The 25,626-nt window shown below is 42.9% G+C and carries 15 protein-coding genes; 1 reads left to right on the top strand and 14 read right to left on the bottom strand.

Annotation, left to right across the window (positions count from 1 at the left end):
* Nucleotides 1–18 precede the first annotated feature (18 nt).
* The 5 genes from AC58QG_RS30485 to AC58QG_RS30465 all read right to left on the bottom strand — a co-directional run bounded on the left by AC58QG_RS30485 (nt 19) and on the right by AC58QG_RS30465 (nt 5,844).
* Complete coding sequence (locus AC58QG_RS30485) at nt 19–2,622, bottom strand: stalk domain-containing protein (RefSeq protein ID WP_497365802.1); 2,604 nt, start codon at nt 2,620–2,622, stop codon at nt 19–21.
* A gap of 196 nt (nt 2,623–2,818) precedes the next feature.
* Complete coding sequence (locus AC58QG_RS30480) at nt 2,819–3,094, bottom strand: hypothetical protein (RefSeq protein WP_497365801.1); 276 nt, start codon at nt 3,092–3,094, stop codon at nt 2,819–2,821.
* Nucleotides 3,095–3,297: 203 nt separating this feature from the next.
* Nucleotides 3,298–4,512, bottom strand: coding sequence for a methionine adenosyltransferase (gene metK / locus AC58QG_RS30475; RefSeq protein ID WP_497365800.1), 1,215 nt, complete (start codon nt 4,510–4,512; stop codon nt 3,298–3,300).
* Nucleotides 4,513–4,888: 376 nt separating this feature from the next.
* Nucleotides 4,889–5,158: an alpha/beta-type small acid-soluble spore protein gene (locus AC58QG_RS30470; protein ID WP_497365799.1), complete on the bottom strand. Its 270-nt coding sequence runs from the start codon at nt 5,156–5,158 to the stop codon at nt 4,889–4,891.
* 149 nt (nt 5,159–5,307) lie between these two features.
* Nucleotides 5,308–5,844: a hypothetical protein gene (locus AC58QG_RS30465; protein WP_497365798.1), complete on the bottom strand. Its 537-nt coding sequence runs from the start codon at nt 5,842–5,844 to the stop codon at nt 5,308–5,310.
* A 116-nt stretch (nt 5,845–5,960) separates the two neighbouring features.
* On the opposite strand from AC58QG_RS30465, the gene AC58QG_RS30460 reads away from it, so the two are divergent.
* The gene (locus AC58QG_RS30460) at nt 5,961–6,662 is read left to right on the top strand and encodes a stalk domain-containing protein (protein ID WP_497365797.1); all 702 of its coding nucleotides are present in this window, start codon (nt 5,961–5,963) and stop codon (nt 6,660–6,662) included.
* A gap of 66 nt (nt 6,663–6,728) precedes the next feature.
* On the opposite strand, the gene AC58QG_RS30455 is transcribed toward AC58QG_RS30460, so the two are convergent.
* The 9 genes from AC58QG_RS30455 to fabZ form a co-directional block, all read right to left on the bottom strand.
* Nucleotides 6,729–9,719: an S-layer homology domain-containing protein gene (locus AC58QG_RS30455; RefSeq protein WP_497365796.1), complete on the bottom strand. Its 2,991-nt coding sequence runs from the start codon at nt 9,717–9,719 to the stop codon at nt 6,729–6,731.
* A 254-nt stretch (nt 9,720–9,973) separates the two neighbouring features.
* A complete protein-coding gene (locus AC58QG_RS30450) occupies nt 9,974–13,048 on the bottom strand; it encodes an S-layer homology domain-containing protein (protein WP_497365795.1) in 3,075 nt (1,024 codons plus the stop codon).
* Nucleotides 13,049–13,666: 618 nt separating this feature from the next.
* Complete coding sequence (locus AC58QG_RS30445; RefSeq protein ID WP_497365794.1) at nt 13,667–17,620, bottom strand: S-layer homology domain-containing protein; 3,954 nt, start codon at nt 17,618–17,620, stop codon at nt 13,667–13,669.
* A gap of 269 nt (nt 17,621–17,889) precedes the next feature.
* Entirely contained in the window at nt 17,890–18,999 is a 1,110-nt protein-coding gene (locus AC58QG_RS30440) for a glycosyltransferase family 4 protein (protein WP_056611602.1), read from the bottom strand.
* Between the two features lie 132 nt (nt 19,000–19,131).
* Nucleotides 19,132–19,923 (bottom strand): WecB/TagA/CpsF family glycosyltransferase, encoded by a 792-nt coding sequence (locus AC58QG_RS30435; RefSeq protein WP_497365793.1) that lies wholly within the window; start codon nt 19,921–19,923, stop codon nt 19,132–19,134.
* 102 nt (nt 19,924–20,025) lie between these two features.
* Nucleotides 20,026–21,156, bottom strand: a complete 1,131-nt coding sequence (gene csaB, locus AC58QG_RS30430; RefSeq protein ID WP_497365792.1) for a polysaccharide pyruvyl transferase CsaB — start codon at nt 21,154–21,156, stop codon at nt 20,026–20,028.
* Nucleotides 21,129–23,180 carry a DUF5693 family protein gene (locus tag AC58QG_RS30425; RefSeq protein WP_497365791.1) on the bottom strand — a complete coding sequence of 684 codons (2,052 nt, stop codon included), beginning with the start codon at nt 23,178–23,180 and terminating at the stop codon, nt 21,129–21,131. Before AC58QG_RS30425 ends, csaB begins: the two co-directional genes overlap by 28 nt.
* A 183-nt stretch (nt 23,181–23,363) precedes the next feature.
* Entirely contained in the window at nt 23,364–25,058 is a 1,695-nt protein-coding gene (locus AC58QG_RS30420) for a phospho-sugar mutase (protein WP_497365790.1), read from the bottom strand.
* A 32-nt stretch (nt 25,059–25,090) separates the two neighbouring features.
* Nucleotides 25,091–25,519 carry a 3-hydroxyacyl-ACP dehydratase FabZ gene (gene fabZ / locus AC58QG_RS30415; protein WP_029195635.1) on the bottom strand — a complete coding sequence of 143 codons (429 nt, stop codon included), beginning with the start codon at nt 25,517–25,519 and terminating at the stop codon, nt 25,091–25,093.
* Between the last annotated feature and the right edge of the window lie 107 nt (nt 25,520–25,626).

Genomic DNA, 25,626 nt, shown 5'->3' with positions numbered 1-25,626 from the left:
GTGTACTTCTAGTACTATTTATTCAATAGAAATTCCGTAATTCTGGGGATCCCAGCCTACTTTGAAGCCTAATCTCTCTGAAATTAGCCGTAATGGGACCATAGTCACATTATTCATGATCGCAGGTGCCACTTCTGCCGTGATTCGGCCGCCATTTACAAGCAGGTCAGCTTGATCAATCCACAGGTCAATTAGTTTATCCCCACGAAGGATGGTTACCTTACGTTCTTTGTCATCCCACTTCACAGTTCCACCCAATGCTTCTGTGACGAAACGAATCGGAACCAAGGTATTATCCTTTACAATCGTCGGTGCTTGCTCCAAAGTCATTGGCTTGCTATTCAAGGTAGCTTGCTTTTTGTTTACTGTCAGTTTAATTGCGTTTTTCGGTAAAGCTGGCAGTTGCCCTTTATAAATAAATGAAATATCGTCAATATTAATTTTCCCTTTAGCGGCTCTTTCATCCTGTCCATTGGCCGGATTTGCGACATAAATGCTTTTGACTAGAAGGGGAGCCTTCAGATCCGACACATCCGCCGTCACCTTGCGCCAGCCTGTCCAGTTCATATTTTCCGTAAAGCTCACATAATTCAACTTGCCGTCAGCATCAATGACTTCTGCACGAACCCAATTGAAGCTACCGTCGCCTAGGACTTTAGCCGTAATAAATTCTGGCTCACCTTCAATTGGCGCACCGTTACCATTATTAAATTTAGCATAAGCTGCTTTCGTTCCTAGTCCTTTAGAGAAGTCATAGGCGATCTCTAAGTTCTTATTCCCATTGTTTTGTGTAATATTGACTGTAGAAACAACCTCAGCCGGATATTTGTCCCCTGTTGTCATGACAGCAAATTTATCTAAGTCGTACCAAACTTTTTCCTGACCCACAGGTAGTGTGACCATGGTGCTATACCCATCGTATCGAGCGATAACCTGGGCCGTTTGTGCTCCCGCTGTGCTGTCTACGTGCAGTACGCCGTTGGTGATAGTCCCCTTGATACCACTAAGCTCCCAAGTCGCTGATGCCGCGGGTAATTCTCGCGTTGCTCCACTACGTGTTGTCACTGTAATCGGAAGCTTGAAATCTCCACCCTCCGTCAGTGAGAAAGCCCCCGAGCTAAAAGCCATCGATGTAATCTGATCTCGTCCGACAACTTCGACATCCATGGTTGCTGAACCTTTACCTGATTTAGCGACAATCTGCGTTTTCCCAGGCATAGTCGGCGTATAAACGTTATCTTTGAACGAGCCATTCGCCATCGTACTGCTCCATTGTGGAACAATCCCTGTAATTGCAATTGGATTATAATAATCATCATATGCTTTAAATTGATAAGTGCTGGATTCATTCATGAATAATAAGGATTGCCCTTTTAAAATAAGACCTTTCAACTCACCCTTCGGTGCCGTCGAATACACACCCAAACCATTTGCAACCGCTCGTTGATTGCCATTCTGCGTTTTGTTCACTAGCTTCGGATCTACATCACCTAATGGCCTAGACACCATCTGTGTTGAACCACCGCCATCAAGGACCATTCCTCGCCATACACCTGCATCAATCATGAATTGCTGCAGCTCTGGGAGCGTCATTCCGGCACTGCTACCGCTTCGATCAGCCGTTATAATATAGGCTTTCTTCAGATCCTTGGAGTAACCCACAGCCGTACGTGATACTGGACTATATCCGTTAAAATCATTAATATTCCGCGTAAAATAGCTCGGCTTCGCCTCATCTACCAGCAATGTGCTGCCGCCGATGAGCATTTTGAAGTTTTTCCAATCGTAAGTCTTGGATGCATCATGTGGAACCATGTCATATTTCGTCGTGACTCTATCGCCAACCTTTAGATGCTTTACAATAAATTCTCTAGCCAAACCGGAACCTCTTAGGATATACCCGTCTGCTGGCGCAATCATTTTCACATTCGTATCAACTTGGATTTCCTTAACGATATCATTCTGGATGAGAGCCTCGGTCGGTACGTGTGTGCCATCCACAGCGCGCTGTGTCATCGCCCAAGCACTTGTATAGAGGAAAAGCCCGTCTGCAATCAGCGGCACGTCATTATCGTCCCAGTAGAACGTTTTGTTCACGCCTCCAAGCTCGAAGGATGTTCCATCCTTTGCCGTAACCGTACCCTGGAAATCAAAAATATCAATGATAGGCTGATTCGTCTTCGTAATAGCAAATGAGTACAATCCCGAAATCTTCGCTGGTGTCGCCATCACCTGACCATTCGTGATCTGTGCGCCCTCCGGTACTCCCTCCGCCTGCGTATTGTAAAAATCACCGTTTACCCCAGCTACAGCGCCCGTATCCTTTACCATGCCGAGCACACTCTGGTTCTTCGTGAACTGGTTGTTCGTTCCTGCCATTGCGTCTATCTTCACGTTCGGGTTCGTCAGATCAACCTCGATCACATTGGCGTTCACCGATACTTCCTTATTACTTCGTGTTGTCGTCCATACGTAGTTCTTCATAATTGCGCCTGATGTAATCGTCTCCTGCGTGCTTAATGTCAGCTTAGTGCCCGCCGCGTTCACCGTAGTTCCTGACACCAGCTGCCACACTATGGCGCAAGCCAGCGCAGCTACTCCTACTTGCCTCTGTACCTTCACGTTGCAATTCCACTCCTCTTTGTTATCTAAGTCTAGTATCTATCACTTTAGCGATACCTATATAGACTCTTAAACTATGGAAAAAGTTACGATATTCTCCATGTTGTATTCATATGTCATAGAAATGCACTAAAAAGGCAAAAAAAGAGCACAACCCGCTCGGGTCTGCTCTCTGCTTGAGATGCTTATATAACCATTAAATTATTTTCTTTAATTTAGCCTCTTGTTCAATCGAACGTGCTGAGAGTAGCTCAATAATCCTGTGTTGTTGCTCTTGAACATTTTCCAACCGCTTCACGATCTCATTGGTTTCTAGCACGGCTTGTTTGATTTGGGATTGTTCTAGTTCTATTCTGTCTAGTCGTGAATCTACTCCACTTAGGCGTATTTCGATAGCATCTAACTTTTCAAAAACTGGTGATAATTCTGCTCTTAGCAACGCGGTAAGTGATTCCTTCAATTCATTGTCCATAATATCGCTCTCCCTTCGTATACCAACGCAGAACTTATCTTTCTGTTTATCATAACATAATTCCCTATGAATTAGCATCAGATGACATATACATATACTACCATAATAATTAACAACAGAAAACATATAATTTTACTACAGTGAACTATTTGTGTGAAAAATGCACAAACAAAAAGCCGCCCCCAAAGGACGGCTTCTCTATATTAATGCTTAAGCTCTAATGCTTGCGTTCTCAACGATTCTGCTTTATCTGTACGCTCCCAAGGAACATCTAGATCATTACGACCAAAGTGACCATAAGCCGCTGTTTGACGGTAGATAGGACGACGAAGATCAAGCTCTTTAATGATACCCGCTGGACGAAGGTCAAAGTTACTGTGAATTAGCTCAACAAGCTTCTCTTCACTCACTTTAGCCGTACCGAACGTATCCACAGCAATGGATACTGGGCGAGCAACACCAATTGCGTAAGCCAATTGAACTTCACATTTCTCAGCAAGACCAGCTGCTACGATGTTCTTCGCAACATAACGGGCCGCGTAGGCACCGGAACGGTCAACTTTTGTCGGATCCTTACCGGAGAATGCACCGCCGCCATGACGAGCATAACCGCCGTACGTATCAACGATAATTTTACGACCTGTCAAACCAGCATCCCCTTGAGGTCCACCGATAACGAAACGGCCTGTTGGGTTAATGAAATAGTTTGTTTTCTCATCCAACAAGTGTGCTGGAACGATTGGCATAATGACATGCTCTTTAATATCTTTTTGGATTTGCTCCAAAGTTGTATTCTCATCATGCTGTGTGGATACAACGATTGCATCTACACGAACAGGTTTGTCGTCGATGTATTCAACCGTTACTTGTGTTTTACCATCTGGACGCAGGTATGGAAGAGTGCCGTTCTTACGAACTTCTGTCAAACGACGAGCCAATTGGTGAGAAATAGAAATCGGAAGAGGCATAAGCTCAGGCGTCTCATTCACGGCAAAACCGAACATCAAGCCTTGGTCACCAGCACCAATCGCTTCGATTTCTTCATCAGACATGTTACCTTCTCTTGCTTCAAGGGCTCTGTCTACACCTTGTGCAATATCAGGAGATTGCTCGTTCAACGAAACGAGAACCGCACACGTTTGGGAGTCGAAACCATACTTCGCGCGTGTGTAACCAATGTCTTTAATAGTTTGTCTAGCGATAGCTTGAATATCTACATATTCAGACTTCGAAGTGATTTCACCAATTACCAAAACCAAACCAGTTGCTACAGATACCTCACATGCTACACGAGCATTCGGATCATTAGCTAGAAATGCATCCAAAACCGAGTCAGAAATTTGGTCACAAATTTTATCTGGATGACCTTCTGTTACGGATTCGGATGTAAATAAACGACGTCCACGAACTTGAGCCATAATATTCATCCTCCTACATTACATTTAGTATGTTTGAAAAGCTTCTACTCGATGCCTCTATAAATAAAAAAATTGGGCCCGGCTTTAGCGGCAGCTTTTCTCGCCAAACGGAATCCCTCTTTTTGCGCTCATGCGCTGATAAGATCAATGAATTCCGCACTCTGGAACAATGGATAAATCATGAATAAGACAACATTAAAATGAACCTTCCCCTAATGGAAAAGGTTAAATTAAATATTGACCTTCAATTAACCATCCTACTTTATTTGTCGTCTATTGTCAATTGTAATTTTGTAACGAGCATTACAACCTAAAGAACAAACAAAGAGGTCAGCGACAGCTGGCCTCTTTGTTTGTTCTTTAATAAGTAAAATGATTACAGAGTAAATAAAGTTTCTTCCGCTCTTTGAATTAAACGCTGCGTAATTCGACCGCCTACGGCACCAGCATCTCTGGATGTAATATGCCCCCAGTAGTCTTCTTTCATAGAAGAGCTGTGAACAGATCCGAGTTCTGACGCAAATTCTGTATCTGCATTCAGCGACGACATTTGCTTACCTACGGGTAAGCCAAGTTCTGCAGCAATTTCATACTTTAGAATATCCAATGCCTTTTTCGATTCCGGAACCACTTTACTTCTAGCCATAACCAAACGCCTCCTCAGAGTTTAAGTTGTGATCATGCACGTGGTAAGCAGCTACCTTCTCTGCTAGGTACAATGATTAGTATGGCTAGAATCGTAAAGGCAACACGGATAAGAAGTTGTCAGTTTGGGTAAAATTATGGAGCAAATAATTATTGCGTAACCTTACTACCATCTGCATTCAAAATTATATAGCTACCGCGCACCATGACAAAGATGTCCGCCGTATTCTTCGGCGACGGCTTAATACCCCGGCCTTCTGTCGGGAAAATCAAAAGATGATTCAATGCAACTTCCGTCCCTGCTGCTAGATCCTTGCCTCCCGTTACATCCGGGATGCCGTTTTCATCATTGCTCACCGCTAGCACTCTGCCGGTTCGCACGATAAATTCCGCACCAGCGCCAGCGTACAAGGTTTGTCCATTTTGCAATTGGACAACTTTCATGCTCGCTGCTGCCGCTGGGGTAGTGCTCGTGCCTCCGTTGCTCCCGCCAGCATTCCCTGCGATCGCGGAGGCTACAATCTCTTTCACCTTCACTTCACTTAAGGTATTTTGCTCAAAATAGCTCTGTGTGATTAGCGGGTCTGTTGTACCAGGTGCTGGGGCCTCGGCTTGTGAATCCGATACAAAAATACACAATAAAAGAAAACAGACGATATTAAATAAAGTAAGCTTTTTGATTCTCATGATGTCACTCCTCTTCCTATGTAAGATAATTTGACAATTGTTGCAGGTATTCCTCATGTTTTATTGAATATTTTGTTTATCAACTAACTCAATTTCAATAAAAAGGGAATGATAGCATGAAGAAATTTTTTCTACTGCCAATTGTTTTACTTCTTTCATCAAGCATTGCAACAGCTTCTAGTTATAACGGTGAATTTGAAGGAAACCCAATTGTCACAGTAAAGTCTAATGGAAATCCACTTACTGTTCAAGATATACCTGCAATTAATTACAAAAATAGAACAATGGTACCTATTTATCTACTGAGAGAACTTGGCGCTGATGTTGTTTGGAACGGTGACAACTATAGTGTAGATGTTACTATAAAGAATACTAAGCAAGATGAAAATCAAAAATTAATAGACTACATAGCTTTAAAACAAACTTATGAATGGCTTAGAGATACTGATACAGCAATGTGGATGTATGTAATTAAACTTGAACAATACTCAAAAATAGAATCCAATCCCGAGATCCTTCAAAAAATAGATAATGAATTTATTGAACTTTCAAATCTGTACACGGAATCGTTCAATTATGCCACTGAATTTTATAATAATAATCAAACGAACATCAATATTAATGATATTATTTCCCGACAAATAAAACTCATATCTCTAATTGAACAAACCAAGACTGCAAATAAATTCTTGTCTCAAGATAAAAGTACTGTAGCTATTAGCAATTCTTTCAATATTAATGTTTTAAGTACATTAACTTTAGCCGAGCAGAACATAAAGAATACGAATAGAATTATTCATTCACTTAAATCTTTTTAAGCTAATTGGCATTAAAAATAACTTAGAGCCATAATAAAAAAGGACCCCGAAGGGTCCTTTTTTGTATTAGTCTTGATTTACAACTTGCGTGAACGCGGATTTACCATTAGGTGCTACGATGTTGATTACGAAGGATGTAACATCGCCTGCGCCAGTAATAGTTACTGCACCAGTTGCTGAATTGATTGTAACACCAGATCCAGAAGCAGCTACAACATCAGTAACATAGAAAGTAGTTCCTAGTTCTTGCTGATAGTCACCAATTACAGTTGCAGAAGCTGAGTCATTTTTGTACTCAGTGTTGAATTGGTCTTTAACATTAATTGTACCCGTGTAGTTATAAGCAGCGCTTGTACCAGCAGCGATCGCAACAGTTTTAGTTGTGTTGCCTACGCTAATTGAAGCGATAGAAATTGGTTCTGCTTTAACAGTTACATCAACAGCGCCTGTGGAGAAACCAGTAGCAGTTTTGAATACTACGGATAACTTCGCTGTACCAGCTTTGTTACCAATTACTCTGTTTCCACTTGTCATTGCAACACTTGAGTCAGAAGAGCTTACCGAAGTTACAACGTTAGCAGGAAGTGCATACGTGTTTCCAGCAGCATCCTTAGCAGTAACACCTACAGCTCTGCTGTGTTTACTTAAAGTAACACTATCTGCATTACCAGCGATTACAGAGTTGTCGATAGAGTTAAACAGTGGATCAATTGTGTTAACGGAATAAGTTAATTTGTCATTACCATTCCAAGTTGTAACTTGTTGTGATGCTGATTTGATTAGTGTTCCGTCTGCTTTTTGAAGAGTTGCTTTTAATGTTACTGTTTCGTTCGCATTCGTTGCGCCAAGTGTAACAAACTCAAAGGACTCTGCATTAACTGCATCAATTGTTTTAGTCAAATTGTTTGTAACATCCACATCATTCAATGTTACTTTAACGCTTGGTGTGCTTGCGTCAGAGCTTGCATTCAACTTTACGTTGTAGCCTGTTACATCTTTATCAAGTTCTTCACCATATTGGTCAACTACTTTGAATTTGAATTCTGTAGAAGCTGTACCATCAGTTGCGGAGCCAAGAATTCTATTTTTAGGAGCTACGCTTGTTACGATGTTCTCAGGAACACGTGCTTCTTGAATAGTAAAGTTTACATTTGCTTGGCTGAACTGTGTACCAGTTGCAAGAGTTGCATAGATGCTTCCTGGACCTTTAACACCAACAGATGAAATGTGAAGCATACCTTTATTGCTACCTTTAGTAACAACTTTTAGACCTGCATCAAGCATTGAAGAAGGTACATCCGTTGTACTTGTCAATGTTACGTTGCTTGGTGAGAAAGTAATTTTATCAGCATATTTAACTAGATCATCAGTAGACAGTTGGTTACCTTGTGCATCGTATGCCATAAGTGGGATGTATTTATCTGTATCACCTACTGCAAGAGTTGGAACTTCACCAAAGGCGATCTTAACAGGTACGTTTGCAGGGGCAACTGTTACTTCTGTAGAAACTGAACCGCTGCTTCCGCCACCAAATACTTGAACAGTGTATTTTGTTTGTACATCAGGAAGTGTTGCTACATTAAGTTTTACCCATGCATGACCATCACTGTTTTTGTCAACAATAGAGTTAGTCAACTTGCTGTCCGTTGGCACTTGAACTACGCTAAGTGTTCCAGTGGCAGGAGTTCCAAGGATTTCATTACCGTATTGATCTAATCTAGTTAATGGAATGTAAGCTTCCTCGCCAGCTGCTGTTAAGCTAGTTTTTCCGTTAGCATATTGAACTGCACCTGCTTCAATTTTTGCAACGTATGGAACAAATCCAACTTTCAAAGTTTTTGAAGCTACAACGCCACTATCATTGAAACGAACGGATACTGGGAACGCAGCAATGTTTTGTTGAGCTGTTGTGAAGTCAGAAGATACGTTTACCTTAACTTGAAGCAAACCATTGTCAGTTTTTACAAGGGAAGCACTAGCTGGTCCATATACAGAGTAGCTAGAAGCTGGGAAAGATGCAGCTTCTCCATACTGGTTTGTAGCTTTTAGATCAATTCTCACGTCAGCTGCGTATGCAACTGTATCATTATTATTTACAAAGTCAATCTTGCTTACTTTTTCATTTTCTGCTGTAAACTTTGCAGTTGCTGTTTCGATTGTAGATGCATCTACGCCACCCAAAGTTACAGTGTATTCGCCTTCTCTAATCTTTGCGTCTGTCAATGTCAATACAGCCGATTTACCATCAGCAGCAAACTTCGCTGTTGTAGCTACATTAATTGTGCCATTTTTCAATGTAAGAGTTGCTTTTGTTGTATCAACATCTCTATTTAATGTTACTTCAACCTTTTGAACACCAGTTGCTTTTGCAGCAGTTACAGAAGCTTTAGCTGGTTTGTTAATGTTTTGATAAGCAATGTCAGCATTGTATGAACCAACAACTAGATCAGCGCGAGTTGCAGCTTTTGCTCCGTCAGTTCCAAGATCCACGCCATTAGCTTTAGCAACATCTAGATAACCTTGGTACCAAGGTGTTGTTACTTTAACATCAGCAGTTTTACCAAGTGCTTTAACGAACATTGTTGCCAATTGACCAAGAGTAACATTTTCTTTTGGAGCGAAAGTTGTATCTGTCATTCCATCGATTACACCTTTAGCTTTTGCAGCTTCGATGAAAGGAATTGCCCAGCTGATGGATGCATCTGTTGCATCAACATCTGCAAATGTAGATTTTGCATTAGTATCTACTGTAAGACCCATAATTTTAGCAACAAGCTTTGCAGCTTCTGCACGAGTCATATTACCTTTAATATCGAAAGTTGTATCAGTTTTACCTTCCATGAAACCTTTAGAAAGAAGTACATCGATTTTTGCAGCAAGAGCAGCATCTACATCTTTAAGATCTGTAAAATCTTTAGAAGTTTTAACCGTAGTCGTAGTAGTAGTTGCTGTTGGAGCAGTTGTGCTAGTTGTATTCGGTTCTGCAGCCATTGCAACTGATGCAAACATAGATAGTGCTAGTGTTGCGGACGCGATAACTTTAAGGCTTCTTTTCATATGTGTAATTCCTCCCAGATGTTTTTGAGTTTTGTTTACTTCTTTTGCAGCAATTCATGTACTACTTGATGTATCATCTCGGCTACAAACTTAGTATACTATGAATCTATACAATCTTCATTGCTAAGTATTTTCCAGATGAATAAGTTGAGTTAAGTTGAATATATAGTTTCATTGGTGGAATACTGATAATAAAGAAGGTTAAAAGTGAACAAAAAAGGACCCCGAAGGGTCCCTTTCGTTACAACATATAATTAGTCTTGTTTAACAACTTGTGTAAATGCAGATTGACCGCTAGGTGCTACGATGTTAATTACGAAGGACTTAACGCCAGTGCCTACAGTTACTTGGCCAGTTACTGAATCGATTGTAACAGTTGTCGCATCAATTGATACAACATCAGTTACATAGAATGTAGTCCCTAGTTCTTTTTGGTAGTCACCAATTACGTTTACACCAGCTGCATCGTTTTTGTACTCAGTGTTAAACTGGTCTTTAACATTAATTGTACCAGTAAAGAAATAAGCATCATTGGTACCAGAAATTGTAGCAAGGGATTTAGTTGCGTTACCTACAGTAATTGAAGCAACTGAAATTGCTTCTGCTTTTACTGTTGCATCAACAGTACCTGTGGAGAATCCAGTAGCTGTTTTGAATACTACGGACAACTTAGCTGTACCAGCTTTATTACCGATAACTTTAGGGCCAGTTCCATTTGTCATTACAACGTTAGGATCAGAAGAACTTACCGAAGTTACAATGTTACCAGGAAGTGCGTAAGTGTTACCTGCAGCATCTTTCCCAGTTACGCCTACTGATTCACTGTGCTTACTATTTACGATATCATTAGCAACATGTGTAGGTGTACCAGGAATTACAGCATTGTCAAGTGCATTGAACATAGTATCTACCGCATTGACAGAGTAAGTCAATTTGTCAGTAGTATTCCAAGTTGTAACTTGTTGTGTAAGGGACTTAATTGCAGTACCGTCTGTTTTTTGAATAGTTGCTTTTACCTTAACTGTTTCGCTTGCATTTGTTGCTGTTCCAGCTGTTGTAACAAATTTAAAGGAATTAGAGCTTACTTGATCAAGAGTTTTGTAAACGTTAGCTGTAACAGCCACATCGTCCAATGTTGCGCCTACAGTTGGCGTGCCTGCATCAGAAACTGTATTCACCCATACATTGTAACCTGCTACGTTTTTATCAAGCTCTTCACCGTATTGGTCAATTACTTTGAACTTGAATTCTGTAGAAGCAGCGCCATCAGCTACAACATTAGAACCAAGGATTCTAGCTTTTGGAGCTACGCTTGAAATAATATTGTCCGGAATACGAACATCCTGGATATTGAAGTTAGCATTTGCTTGGCTAAATTGAGTGCCTGTAGCAAGAGTAGCATAGATACCTGCAGGTCCTTTAACGCCAACAGATGCAATGTGGAGCTTACCTTTGTTAACACCTTTAGTTACAATTTTCAAATTCGTATCAAGCATTGCTGATGGAACAGAAGTTGAACTTGTAAGAGTTACATTGCTAGGTGAGAAAGTGATTTTGTCTGCATATTTAACAACGTCATCAGCAGATAGCTGGTTTCCTTGAGCATCATATGCAAGAACCGCAACGTATTTGTCTGTATCGCCAACTGCAAGAGTTGGGAAATCGCCAAATGCGATTTTAACTGGTACGTTTGCAGGATCTACTGTTACGTCTGCAGAGATCGATGCGCTGCTTCCGCCACCAAATACTTGTACGTTGTACTTAGTCAAAACATCTGGAAGAACATCTACGTGAAGTTTAACCCATGCACGACCATCATTGTTTTTGTCAACAATGGAGTTTGTCAACTTGCTGTCTGTTGGGATTTGAACTGCACTAATTGTTCCAGCTGCAGGAGTACCAAGGATTTCATTACCATATTGGTCGAAGCGAGTTAATGGGATGTAAGCATCCTCACCAGCTGCTGTCAAAGTAGTTTTGCCGCTAGCATATTGAACTGCGCCAGCTTCAACTTTTGCAACGTATGGTACGAAGCCAACTTTGAAAGTTTTGGAAGCTACAACACCGCTATCGTTGAAACGAACGGAAATTGGGAATGCAGCAACGTTTTGTTGTGCTGTTGTGAAGTCAGAAGATACGTTTACTTTAACTTGAAGCTTACCGCTGTCTGATTTTGTAAGAGCAGCAGAAGTTGTTCCGTAAATTGTGTAGTTAGCAGCTGGGAAGGAAGCATCTTCACCATATTGGTTAACTGCACTTAGGTCGATTCTTACGTCAGAAGCATACGCTACTGTATCGTTAGAGTTAACGAATTTAATTTCTTTTACTGATTCGTTTTCAGCTGTGAATTTTGCAGTTGCAGTTTCGATTGTAGCTGCGTCCACGCCACCCAAAGTTACTGTGTACTCACCAGCTCTAACTTTTGTATCAGTTAGTGTCAATACTGCGGATTTACCATCAGCAGCAAATTTAGCTGTTGTTGCTACAGCAATTGTACCGTTTTTCAAGGACAATGTTGCTTTAGTTGTATCAACATCTCTGTTCAATTGTACTTCTACTTTTTGAACGCCAGTTGCTTTAGCGGAAGCTACAGAAACTTTAGCTGGTTTGTTAATGTTTGAGTAAGCTACGTCAGCAGCGTAGGATCCTACAACAAGATCAGCGCGAGTTGCATTTTTAGCTCCATCAGTACCTAGGTCAACACCATTAGCTTTTGCAACATCTAGGTAACCTTGGTACCAAGGTGTAGTTGTTTTAACGTCTCCTGCTTTACCAAAACCTTTAACAAGCAATGTAGCAAGTTGACCCAAAGTTACGTTATCTTTTGGAGCGAAAGTTGTATCAGTCATACCATCGATGATACCAGCTTTTTTAGCTGCTTCGATGAAAGGAATTGACCATGCTAGGGAAGCGTCAGTTCCATCAACGTCTTTAAAAGAAGAAGTTGTTTCAGTACCAACTTTTAGGTTGAAGATTTTTGCAACAAGCTTAGCTGCTTCTGCACGAGTCATGTTACCAGCAACGTCGAAGTTGTCACCTTTACCGTCCATGTAACCTTTAGCAAGCAAAGCGTCGATTTTTGCAAGAAGACCTGCATCTAGGCCAGCCAAATCTTTAAAATCCTTAGAAGTTTTAACTGCAGCTGTTGTTGTTGCAGTTGTTGGTGTTGTTTCAGCAGCCATTGCTACGGAAGCGAACATAGAGAATGCTAGGGTTGCTGTTGCGATTACTTTTAAACTTTTTTTCATAACCTTTTTTTCTCCTCCTTGAATATCGTGAGTTTTATTTTTTAAGTTAATTTGTTCTTTATTCCAGCTCGATTCACTCATCTTATTGTTCACCCCCTCTCCAGAGTTAGAGCATAATATAACTAAGGTTCGCTTGTAGCTTCCTGAGCTACATTAGAAACTAGTAAACTAAAACGAAATAAATAGGAACCTAGACCAATTTACATTATACATTGATCAATCTGGATCGTAAAGAACTTTTTTCAATAAATTATGCAATGTATAACAGAATGCTATTTCATTGTTTGTTTCAAAGTATTAAACGCATGAAGTTTTAAAAAGTTGCGATGTTCTTTAAAATTAATTTTAAAATCCATCATTTTTTATTTTTAATTCTTTGTTTCTCAAGGTGTATATCACCTCTGCTACAAATATAGTATACGACACTATATACAACTATTCATTGTTAAGTATTTTCCAAAAGAAAAAGTACTGGTTTTAAACACAATCAACTTCACAAGTTTATTTTAAAGTTTACGCCCTATTTGTAAAAGAAGTATGTGCTGATTTCCTTTGAATTGCTTAAAATTGCCTGAAAGTCCCCTGATTGTGTAGATAGTATACCCCTATAAACAATATAAAGAGCCTCAATACTAGGTATTGAGGCTCTTTATATTGTTTATTATTGTACAGCACGTTCGAAAGGCCCCGGTTTTGTTATTAAGGAACCATCTTCTGCTGCTTCATTACACGATATCCGATTATAGACGCTTGTGCGCGTGTAAGGAGCTCCGTTGGGTCAAATCGTACTGTTTCTTTTTTTTCGCCTGCAAGCAAGGTGTTCGGAATACCTTCGATTAGTCCCGCTTTAGTTACAGCCTCAACTGCAGGCCTGGAATAGGACTCTATTCTATCGCCATCAGTGAACGTTTTTTGCAAAGAGGCTAGGGACTTACTAAGGTCAGTGCTAACTTTCATTTCAGCTGCTCTAGCGATCATTACAGCAGCATCTTGGCGCGTAATAGATCCCCCTGGGTTAAAACGATTGCTCGCCTGACCACGGATAATACCCGCCCTCGCAGCTGTCTCGACATACTTATAGTCGTAAAGCATGCCTATGGCATTATCAATTTTCAAAACATCTGAGAATGTCGAGTTCCCAGCGTAGTTCAATGGAAGCTTAAAGATCTTGACTAATACTTGAGCAAACTCGCCGCGTGTAATGTAATCATTCGGGCCAAATGAGAAAGTAGTTTTCGCTCTCATTAAACCTTTGGAGTATAGCGTCTCCAGCTCATTTCTTGCGAATGAGTGGCCTGTCATATCGTCGAAGCTACGATCCATGTACATAACTTGATAGTATCCAAACTTGCGGAATGGCACTGTTATCGTATTAGATTTCGTGTCTACAACACCACCAAGGTTCCTCCAACCATAGTCTGTCGTGTTCGCATAGTTAGCATAGATATCATAGAAAAATACCGTAATATACTTCCCTGCATCTTGACGAATCGCTTGGTCAAACTGAAGTGTCAATGAGCCATCTTGTGTAGGTACTACGATCTCATCATTCAGACGGTTGAAATACGCTCTGCCTGCATTGGAAGTATCGTAAGGGTCCACACCTGTCCCATTAAGCCCTTTAGTTAGATCATCGGCTGTTGTTGTTGTTGAATTTGGAGCTGGAATGAAGCCCGCATCCATGTAATATAGGTTACTCGCCGCATGGAATGTGTCTTCAGTCGCTTTGACACTGATTTTAGACTTAAAGTAACCATTGGCTACAGGATATAAGGTTTTATCAACTCGGCCGTCATTCGTATCTGCGATACCAAATAGTATCTTGCGATCTGCCGAAATGTACTGATTATTGTTACTGTCAGGAACATTTCTCATTAATTTCGTATCTCTTGGGAACGATAACTGTAATCCGCCATTAAAGAGTTTATATTTACTTTCCGTCCTCTGAAGAGTTGCCGCACCTTGTACGTTCGTATTCGTATTATAGAGAATAAAGCTACCGTTTACTTTGACGCCATTACGGTTAATGGTAAATTTAATAAGGTTCGCACCCGGTTTCAAATCAGTGACTTGATAAATATATTGGTCAACAGAGGCCACCGTACGTTTCGTGGCTACATTTTTATCAAATAACACGCTGTCAGCATTCTCTGCTTCAATAATAATGTTATAGAAGTCACTGTTAATGTTGGATTGTAATTCCCCTTTTGGATTCTTAATCAGAAGAGGTTGTACAACCGTATAAGGTACGTTCTGCCTTGTAATTGTAATCGACTTCGTTGCTGTGATATTGGAATTATTAGTAATTCTAAACTCGAAGACCATATCGGAGTCATCAAGTAGTTTAAATGCGGTTGTTTTAAAGTTGGTGCTACTAATCGATGTGAAATAGTTACTGCCCGTTGAAGTCACTGACTGTGAATTTGGCGTTTGATCAATGACAGCAATTGAACTGGAACTCCCAATCGTTTGCTGATAAACCAACGCATCACCTTTCGCATCTTTCGTATGAACAACCAGAGTTAGGGCTTTAATTGGAGATGCTACTCCATTGGCATCTAAACTTGAATACAAGCCATCAAATGAAACGGTACGCTGCGTAGTAGTATACGTATCGGCATCGCCATTCGCAACAAATTGAACACCTGAGGTTGTACCACTCTCAACTGGTTTAATCGTAGTAAACTGTGGTGCATCTGTTGAGAATAAGTATATGTCATATGATTGCTCGGTAATAAACACATTATTAACGTAAATTTTGAATTTCAACGTATTCTTACCTTCAACCATTACTTTCGTGAGATCCGAGTTAAAGGTCGAGAGCGGTAATGTGAATACATTCAATGTTCCAGGAGTAGTTGGTGTGCTTGGAATTTTCCCGAAAATGGCTTCAGCAGTTCTTGAATCTAGAGTAACTAAATTCTCGTTCATAGATACTTCTATTTTATTCACAGGTACAGCTGAGCCCGTTACAGGATCTTGGTAGAAATTAACAAGTCTGCCCGAAATGCAAGCTTCTGTAGCACCACAAGATAGATTTTTGATATTCTTAATGGTCATACTGTTAGAGATATTATTAATAAGTACGTAAGGAGCATTACTTATACTCAAATTATAGTCTGTTGTGCTATAGAGTGTGGTAGCACTAGTATCACTATAGAGTTCTATACTTAATTTCTTATTACCATCCGTTATGCCTTGTAGTCTAAGATCATATTTAAATTGTTTTGTCGTTGCGTTCCAAGTACCCGTTATCGGATTACTATTCGGATAGTATACGCCATCAATTTTAGCTTTAACTGCAAGCGTTTTGTCATTTGCATACACATGAATGTCAGCAGGGAGTTCATTCACTAGTGTCGCATCTGTCAAATTAAGTTCATTTTCAATCGTTCCATTACTTAATGTTGATTTATCGATATAAGGTTTGTCTGGATTTACATATTTGAATTTATATTCCGAAATTACTGGAATTATGCTATTCGTTACATCTCTGAATGTAAAAGTAAGACGTTGCTCATTCGCAGCCACTGAAGTAATTGTTGGAATCTCAATCTGTAAATTCTTCACTAGATATTCTTGATTGCGAGAGAGCGAACTCGAAGTATAAGCTGAGTAGGTGGCATTTGCTACAGTCGTCGGACCTAGATCAACCCCACCTAAATCAATTGTGGCAACTGAAGCGTCGTTTACTGCAACATCCACATAGCGATAACGTAAAGATCCCGATGCTTCAAGATCACTCTTCACACTTGCCGTAAATGTCAATGCACTTGTTTGGAAAGTTGGTACTGTGATCAAATCTTTTGTTGTTGCCGCATCAGTAGAGTCGTAAATTTTCCCGTTAAAAGCAAACGGCTGTCCATTATCGTACCACAGCTTTTTGACCGCTTGATATTTATTCGTATCGTTACTTGCCGTAAAGCTAATAATATTATCCCCCGGGTTTAAACAGAAGCTGGTAACAGAAGCACAGATTGAGGATGATTTGTTCTTATCGTCCCCAGTGAAATAGAAATAACCGTCATTACTTTTGAAGCCTTGTTTAGGCAGATTATCGCCTGTCAGCGTAGCTTGAACCGCGCTTGCGTTAGATGCCTTCGTTTTAATTTGAATCCCGGTCGTTCCTGCTTTCAAAGGACCACGGTCAACCGGATAGATTTTTCCGTCTTCTAGTTGAGCGTTATTTACCGTAATATCAGATAAGTTCGTAGTTGGAGCGTAATATAGCCATCCTGGTGCTGATGCAATTGCGTTAGACTCCCCTAAGTAAACAACAACTTTATTCAGACCCTCGGTTAACTGGATATTATCAAACTTCACTAAATTCGTGCCCGTAATTTGAGCTTTATTATTCTTCTCCGTTATAACAGCACCCGAGTTCATATTCGTAATTTCGAAGTAAATGGACGGAATCTGTGAATCCGTAACATTCGTCGTTTCTACATTTAATGTGAACGGTAGTTGCGTAATCCGAGTGACGAGGTTGTTATCAGTTGGTTTCGCGGCGGATGTCCCTCCGTTATCTGTTCCTGTATACAAATTCTTAATCACAAGTGTTGACGCAGCGTTGGCAGTCATAACAGGCATTAAACTGATCATTAGGGTCATGATCAGAACGATGCTTGCCCATTTGGTGTGTATTTTCTTCAAAACAAGTTCCTCCTTCTATTATCTAAATGTTGTTATTATCAAGTGGGTTGATCTGTATTTCTCTATGTACTACTGACTTTCGACAATCCCTCCCATATTCTTCTAACACTCTACAAGATTAGACGCGGCTCACCGCCAAAAGTTACTGTACATTACTTATCGGTAGATTGCTGAGGAATGTTTAGAGAAAGAATCGGTTTCCTTTAAAAGCAAGAAAAACCCAGCCGCGGGGGCTGGGTTAGATGTGTTTCTATGAAACAGATGAACTTTTATTTACCTACGCGATCGCTCTGTACTTGCTTACCTACTAGTCTTTGCAGGAAGTTGATCACAGGCTTGCGGCTTTTGCTAATAATACCGATGGCTTCTGCCCCAACAAGCATAACCAGGAACAGCGCAACAATTATCATGATAAGTCCCCATGTAGAATCTTGGGAAATAAATACCGAGCATACAACCGCGCTACCACCGAAAATAGCAGCAATTCCATAGATGATCAGGACGCTTGTACGATGGCTGAAGCCCATTTGCAATAAGCAGTGATGCAAGTGGCTTTTGTCCGGTGCCGAGATCGGCAGTTTATTCACATAACGACGTAACATCGCGAAGAAAGTATCAGATAAGGGCACACCTAGAATCATAATCGGAATTAATAGTGAAACGACGGCCGCTTGCTTAAAGCCGAGGATCGACAGCGTTGCAAGGGCGAAGCCCAGGAACAAGGCGCCGGAGTCGCCCATGAAGATTTTGGCCGGATGAAAGTTAAAGAACATGAAGCCTGAAATACTTCCTAGCAAGATCACACAAAGCAAAATAACAGTGACATTACCCATCATTAGGGCAAGAATGAGAATTGTTGTAGTTGCGATACCTGATACACCTGCTGACAAGCCATCCAGACCGTCAATCAAGTTAATTGCATTGGATACACCAACAATCCACAATATCGTAATCGGGATACTCAACCAGCCAATCGGCAGGTTCGTTTCGCCAAACGGAATATTAACCAAGTCTATTTTGAGTCCAAAGGAGACTACGATACAGGCAGCGATAAGCTGTCCTAACAGTTTCCATTTTGGAGATAATTGAAAGCGATCATCTAGGGCTCCTGTGACAACAATCACAAAGCCTCCGAGCAGAAGTCCAAAAGCAGCATCTGAGTTCACGGCATCAAGTGCTGGAGAGACGACGAAATAAGCTCCGACGAACGCAAGGAAAATCGCTAATCCTCCTAGACGCGGCATAATTCGCGTATGAACCTTCCGATGGTTGGGGGCATCAACAGCTCCTACCCAGAAGGCAAATTTTTTGACCAGGGGTGTCAGCAACAACGCCATAACGCACGCAGCAATAAACCCTATCGCATATAATCCATACATGTCTTCTTCACAGCTCCTCTTATCATGGGTGGCAGGTCATCCGCCGAAATGAATTATACTCCCATTCCGTCACAAATACTACTGCTAAATTCATCTGAAATGACCGTTTTCAGCCAATTTTCATAGATTTTTTCATGATTTGGTGACTTTATCTTTGTCGCGCATCACTTTCACTGCGAATTTCGGGAGTAGAAGCATTCTTTTATATCTCCACGGCTCCTGAAGGAGGCGGTAAAACCATTCCAGACGTAATTTTTGAAAAAATACGGGTGCTCGTTTTAGCTTGCCCGAAAGCACATCGAAACTTCCGCCGACTCCCATCATCACAGACACACCCAGTTGTTCTTTGTATTTCCCGATCCAAGGCTCTTGATTAGCCGCAGCTCTACCTACCAGAAGCAGGTCTGGTTCAGCATCTTTAATGGCTTGGATCACTTGCGCGTCCTCTGCATCGCCGAAATAGCCATCCCTTACTCCGACAAGGTTCACCTTTGGATAGGTCGTACGAATTTTCTCAGCCGCGGCTTGTATAACTTCATTAGAAGCACCTAGAAGGTAAACCTTCCATTCCTTCTTTTCCCCAACTTTCATAAGTTCATGAATCAGGTCATAGCCAGGCACTCTTTCCGCAACAGGTTGACCTACGTGATTAGCGGCCCAAACAACACCTGTTCCATCCGGAACGATCAACTCTGCGCGCTGCATCATCTTCAGATAAGAAGGATCATCCTGCGCTGCCATAACCATAATCGGATTCGCGGTGATGACTTGATGCGGCTGTTTTAATTCGATGACCTTCGTTAAGTACTCGACGGTTTGTTTCATGCTCATTTTGGAGATAGGCACACCGTATATTCGCACCTTAGGAATGGCTTGTAATGACGCCAGTGCTGCTGGCTGATTGGTAACAGAAGTAGAGCTCATTTTATCTCTTCCTTATTATTGACGTTATAGGTTGCTATTTGGTTGCTAGTTCGCGATATTCAAAATATGCTAACGTTGCCACTTATTCGGGGTAACAGTAGGCTATTTCCTTTTGTAAAAGGAAATAATCCGCTGCGCGGGCAGCTGCGCTTGCGCTTTCAGCTGCTCGATGGCGGCGCGGCTCGACGCCGCCCACTGCTCGCGAGCATCGAGGAGGCCCAGCGCCTCCTCCGTAAACCGCTGCGCATCGAAGCGAGCTGTCGATGCGGCTGCTTTCATACCAAGCCTATGGAGGAACTGGTCGATCTTCGGATCGTACGAGATCCCCACCATAGGCACGAACTGCGAGGCTGCATAAATCAAAGAATGCAGCCTCATCCCGATCAGCAGGTCGCACGCCGCGACCTGCGCAAGCATATCCTGCGGATGCGTGATGCCACGCACCATCTCCGCGCGACCGCCGTGATCGCCTAAGCGGTCGATCACGAACTGCGACGCCACCTCATCCGAGGGGAGGTGGAAGGGCAAGAACCGCAGCTGCACATCCGTGCGGGCTGCGAGCAATTCTTGCAACGACCGCGCGAGAGCTTCCAGCTCGGAGCGGTCCTCGTTCCAGAAGCGAACGGACACGCCGATCGTCCGCACCGCACTTGCACGAGGCGTGCTACCATCCGGCACGCCACCCCCACTATCCCGTAGGGGCAAGCCCATCACCGGGTCGGGCACGACCGTGATGCGCTCCCGCGGGAGGCGCATCTTACCCAACAAGTCCGCGGACTCCGTATCGCGGACCGTCACTAACGCGCAGCGCTTGAACACGCTGCGGATCCAGCCAAAGAACATCGGCCGGCTCACCGGCCCAATGCCTTGCGAATAAATAAACGTAGGCTTCCCGAGCCATTGGGCTATTTTCAACACAGCCAAGTAATAAGGGATCGTCTTCGAGCTGGTGGCATCTTGCAATAAGCTGCCTCCACCGCTGATCAGACCATCCGATTCGCGCAAAGCCCGCAACAGCGAGCCTGGCTTCATCCGATGATAAGCTTTCACCCCGTACATCTCTGTGGTTTTCGCTGGATTAGCTGAAAGCACGATAGGTTCAATCTGAATGCCCTGCGCCTGACCTTGCTCCTGTAAAGCGAACAATATCGACTGCAACACAGCCTCATCCCCGCTATTATCGAAACCGTAGTAGCCGGATAACGCTATTTTGACAATTGGGGCTGTACCCATCGCTTCCAACTCCTTGTGAGTATTTCCCAAGCTGCAATGAGAACTAACCCGATTATTGCACCTAGCACAAGTCCGTAAAAGATACGGATCAAGGAAATGTGCAGCGGCGTGTGCAGGTGAGCAAACGTATCCACTAAGGAAAGTTGACCAACGACACCGATGAACAGCAAGTACACCGCATGACGGTAACGAACGGACAAGTAAGCACCCAGTAAGAAGATCGGATGTGCCACTAGGAATTCTTTCGTCCGCGGGCGTACGCCTAATGTATTTTCCAAGAAAGAACGGAATAACTTCTCAATAGAAGAAGCTTGTCCTTCATTCCCCGTACGAGACAAGTAATAGAAGACAGCAGCAAGCCCTACGCCTGCAATAACAATCCACAGCACACTTATATAGGAAGAAAGCAATCGGCGAATATTCACGATCTTATCCTTATACGTATTATTCTCACTAAAGAATAAGAGATACAGACCAACTATGGCAATTGGAAGCAAATGCAGCATCCCAACACCTCTAAACTGCTGCAACACCAAGGAATACGTGACATGATTGAGCAGCGCTACGACATAAACGATACCTAAGCATGAAACTAGTGATGTTCGAAGCAGCTGCCATAAACCGAATGCCAGTCCTGATTTCCACTTGGCTGCAACACCAGATCGCACAGATCGGATGGCCAGCATGACCGCAACGCTAGGCGCACTAATGGCTGTGGCTAACGCAAGTCCTTGCGCGTACAAATTCGCCGAAAGCGTATGTAAAGCCACTAAACCAAGCAAACCAATAACAAAGAAAACAATCGTCAATTCAGGCAAAAAGAATGAAATCATCCATACAATCAAGCTTAGTCCGCCTAACAGCAAGAAAAAGCGAGCAATCTTCTGCCAACCTGTTGTATGTACATCAAATGCCTCAGCTTGCCCTAACGTAAAGCCTACGTCTTGGATACGAGGAATCGCACCGTCTTTACCCTGCAACGCGGCATAATAGGACGAAAGCGGGTCAACAACCTTGCCTTTATCTAAGCTTTTCACCGGTTTGGCATTCAGGAACACCATGCGGATATTACGATCCTTCACAGCCAATACAAGTCGATCTGACACACCTTGTACACGATCTGCAAGTTCGGCCTTCTTCAGCGGCTCTGTCAGTTTCTCGCCATCCTTCTCCGTAAAGGAGTGCAGACGCACAACGTTGTAATTCGTTTGTTTGGCTAACGTACTGAAGCCTTTTTGCGGCTCCTTCAACAACTCAATTGCTGCCAGTCCGATGCCGTTCTTATTGAGTAAATCCGCCATTTTATTCAGATTTACTTCCGTATTCTCTTCGGTGTATCCAGGGACTTCATTCCCATCCACGATGATTCGCTTCACACCAAGATCATGGAAATTCTTCAGCATGACATCCATCTCATTCGTGTTGAACCCTCTGCGATTCGCTAACCGCACGACGATTTGGAAGCCTTGCTCTTTCAGCATTTGCAGCGTAATCGGGTCTGGATCCATCGCTTTAATAGAGGCATCATCCATGCTCATCTGAATGATGAGACCATTACGGTTCTTGAAGCTCCACGGCTTCACACCTACCTTCAGATCGGCGAACGTTTTCTGGATAAGCGGCTCTAGCTTCTGTTGTACTTGGCTATCCGCGAACAGCACATACGTATAGTTCTCGCTAGGATCACCCAGTGTCTGAGTCAGCATAGCCGCATCACGCGAGCTGTACATCTCAATGCGACGGCTCTCCTTGAACTCGCCTAACGTACTTTCGTAAACAGCCATAGAGCTTATGCCCGCGGCTTTCATGTTCTTCAACTCATTGTTCACAAAGTTCTGTGGATTGGTTTGCACATCAGCAATATCCAATAGGTCGCGATAGTCAAAAACGAATTCAACTTTGTTCGCCGACGTTTCGGTTTGGTGACGTGTGTAGGCGAGCGGCAGGGAGCACAGCATCCCTAAAATCACGATCCACCACAAAATATTTCTTAACGGGTTATTCCAGGTTTGATACAAATTCACCAGTTCGTCCACTCCTTAGAGCATGTACTTTTTTAGTTGCTTTCCCATCCCTTATACATTCGAAAACCTCTCCGCCCCCAAACGCGGGGATTACGCCCAATACATGGTAGATTCACATCCAGCCATGTATTAGACGAGCTATCCCTCACTTAGGTTCTGAAGAGGTTTTGTACACCTATTGCACTATCCGTCTACACGATTAAGTACGTATTGAATGATACCATCTAATTGCTGTGCAGCCTCAGGCCCTGTTGCCCCTTGAACTGCGAAATAGAATTTAATCTTCGGCTCTGTACCAGAAGGACGCAAACAGAACCATGAACCGTCTTCTAGCTTGAACTTGAGTACGTTCTCGCGAGGTAAGCCCTGAATCCCTTGTGCGTAGTCCTCAACGGAGCTTACGCGTGTGCCACTGATCTCAGCCGGTGGATTCGTTCTCCAAGCTTCCATCATGCGGCCAATTTGTTCTACGCCGTCTTTCCCTTTGAGTGTTCTTGATTCCAGTTTTTCCAAAAAGAAACCAAAGGATTCGTATAGCTCCTGGAGAACCTCATATAGGGTTTTGCCTTGCTTCTTATAATAAGCCGCAGCTTCCGCGATTAACATGGCTGCGATAACCGCATCCTTGTCCCTTGCATAGCTGCCAGCTAGGTAGCCGTAGCTCTCCTCATAGCCAAACAGGTACGTATGCTCGCCCGTTTGTTCGAATTGCGACATTTTTTCACCGATATACTTAAAGCCCGTTAATGTATTCAGTGTTGGAATGCCATAATGGTTCGCAATCACGGCGCCCATCTCGCTGGTTACGATCGTTTTAATCACAACGCCGTTCGCAGGAAGTGTTCCACGCTCTTTCATGCTTCCCAATAAATAGTTCACAATAATTGCACCGGATTGATTACCTGTCAACACGACATAATCACCGTTCGTATCCTTCACAACAGCGCCCATGCGGTCAGCATCCGGATCGGTCCCGATGATGATATCGGCATCCCATTCCTTCGCTTGTACAATCGCTAGCGTGAACGCTTCGCGCTCTTCCGGGTTCGGTGATTTGACGGTGGAGAACTGTGCATCCGGTAGTTCTTGCTCAGCAACAACACGCACTTGTTCGAAGCCCACAGCCTTCAGAACCTCGCGTACCGGTATATTCCCTGCGCCATGCAGCGGCGTGAAAATCACACGGAAATCATCGCTGATTTCCTTAATGACGTCTGGATTTTGACTAACGGCCGTAACGGCCTGTATGTAAGCCTGATCCACATCTTCGCCTAACCATGCGAGAAGCCCTTGCGCTTCCGCTTCTTGCTGAGACAGCTTCTTCACTTTATCAAAGGTATCAATGCTTTGTACGTGAGCAATTACTTGCTCAGCAAACTCAGGCACCAACTGCCCGCCGTCTGCGCCGTACACTTTATATCCATTATATTCTGGCGGATTGTGACTCGCTGTGACAACAACACCCGCTGTCGCACCTAAGTATCTGACGGCAAAAGAAAGCTGAGGTGTCGCGTGCAGCGTCTGGAACAGATATGCTTTGATCCCGTTACCTGCAAAAACAAGCGCGGATTCCAGTGCGAACTCAGGTGACATATGCCGGGAGTCATAGGCTAGAACGATGGCGGGATTAGCCGCGCCTGTACCGTTCACATATTGCGCCAAGCCTTGGCTAGCGCGGCCCACCGTGTACACATTGATACGATTCGTACCCGCGCCAATGACCCCACGGAGACCGCCTGTACCAAATTCAAGATCTTTATAAAAGCGATCCTCGATTTCTCTCTCATCCTCCCGAATTGCTTGAAGTTCTTCCTTCGTTTGCTCATCGACAGCTGGATCTTGGAGCCATAATTGATACTCTGTTTGTACACGCGTCATCGTCGTAGGTTCATCTCCTTTGTATGTATAGGCTATTTATTAGCAAGGGCGAACATAAGCTCACCTTCGACTACCACTTTGTCGCCAACTTTAGCCACAGCTTGACCTTTGACAATGGTTCCTTTTACTCGTGTGATGGTCATTTCTAACGTAAGTGTATCGCCTGGCACAACCTGTTGACGCCAGCGAATCCCGTCTGCGCCTGCGAATAGGCCGATTTTGCCTTTGTATTCAGGCATGGACAATACAGCTACAGCACCAACTTGTGCTAGGGCTTCAACAATCAAAACCCCCGGCATCACCGGATAACCAGGAAAGTGTCCTGCGAAGAAAGGTTCATTGATCGTAACATTTTTGATACCAACAGCTCTAACCCCTTCTTCTACTTCCAAAATACGGTCAACCAGCAGAAAAGGCGGGCGGTGAGGAATGATCTCTTGAATTTGATTAATATCTAGCATCGTGCGTTCGTGCTCCTTTCGAATACTTGTATAAAATACAAGGGAATTACTTACAATATGGAGGTCCCTTCATATCCTGCAGAAGTGAAGGTTCATATAAGGGGAGC

This window comes from Paenibacillus sp. J22P169 (assembly GCF_059691995.1).
This window is presented reverse-complemented; position numbering and strand designations above follow the sequence as displayed.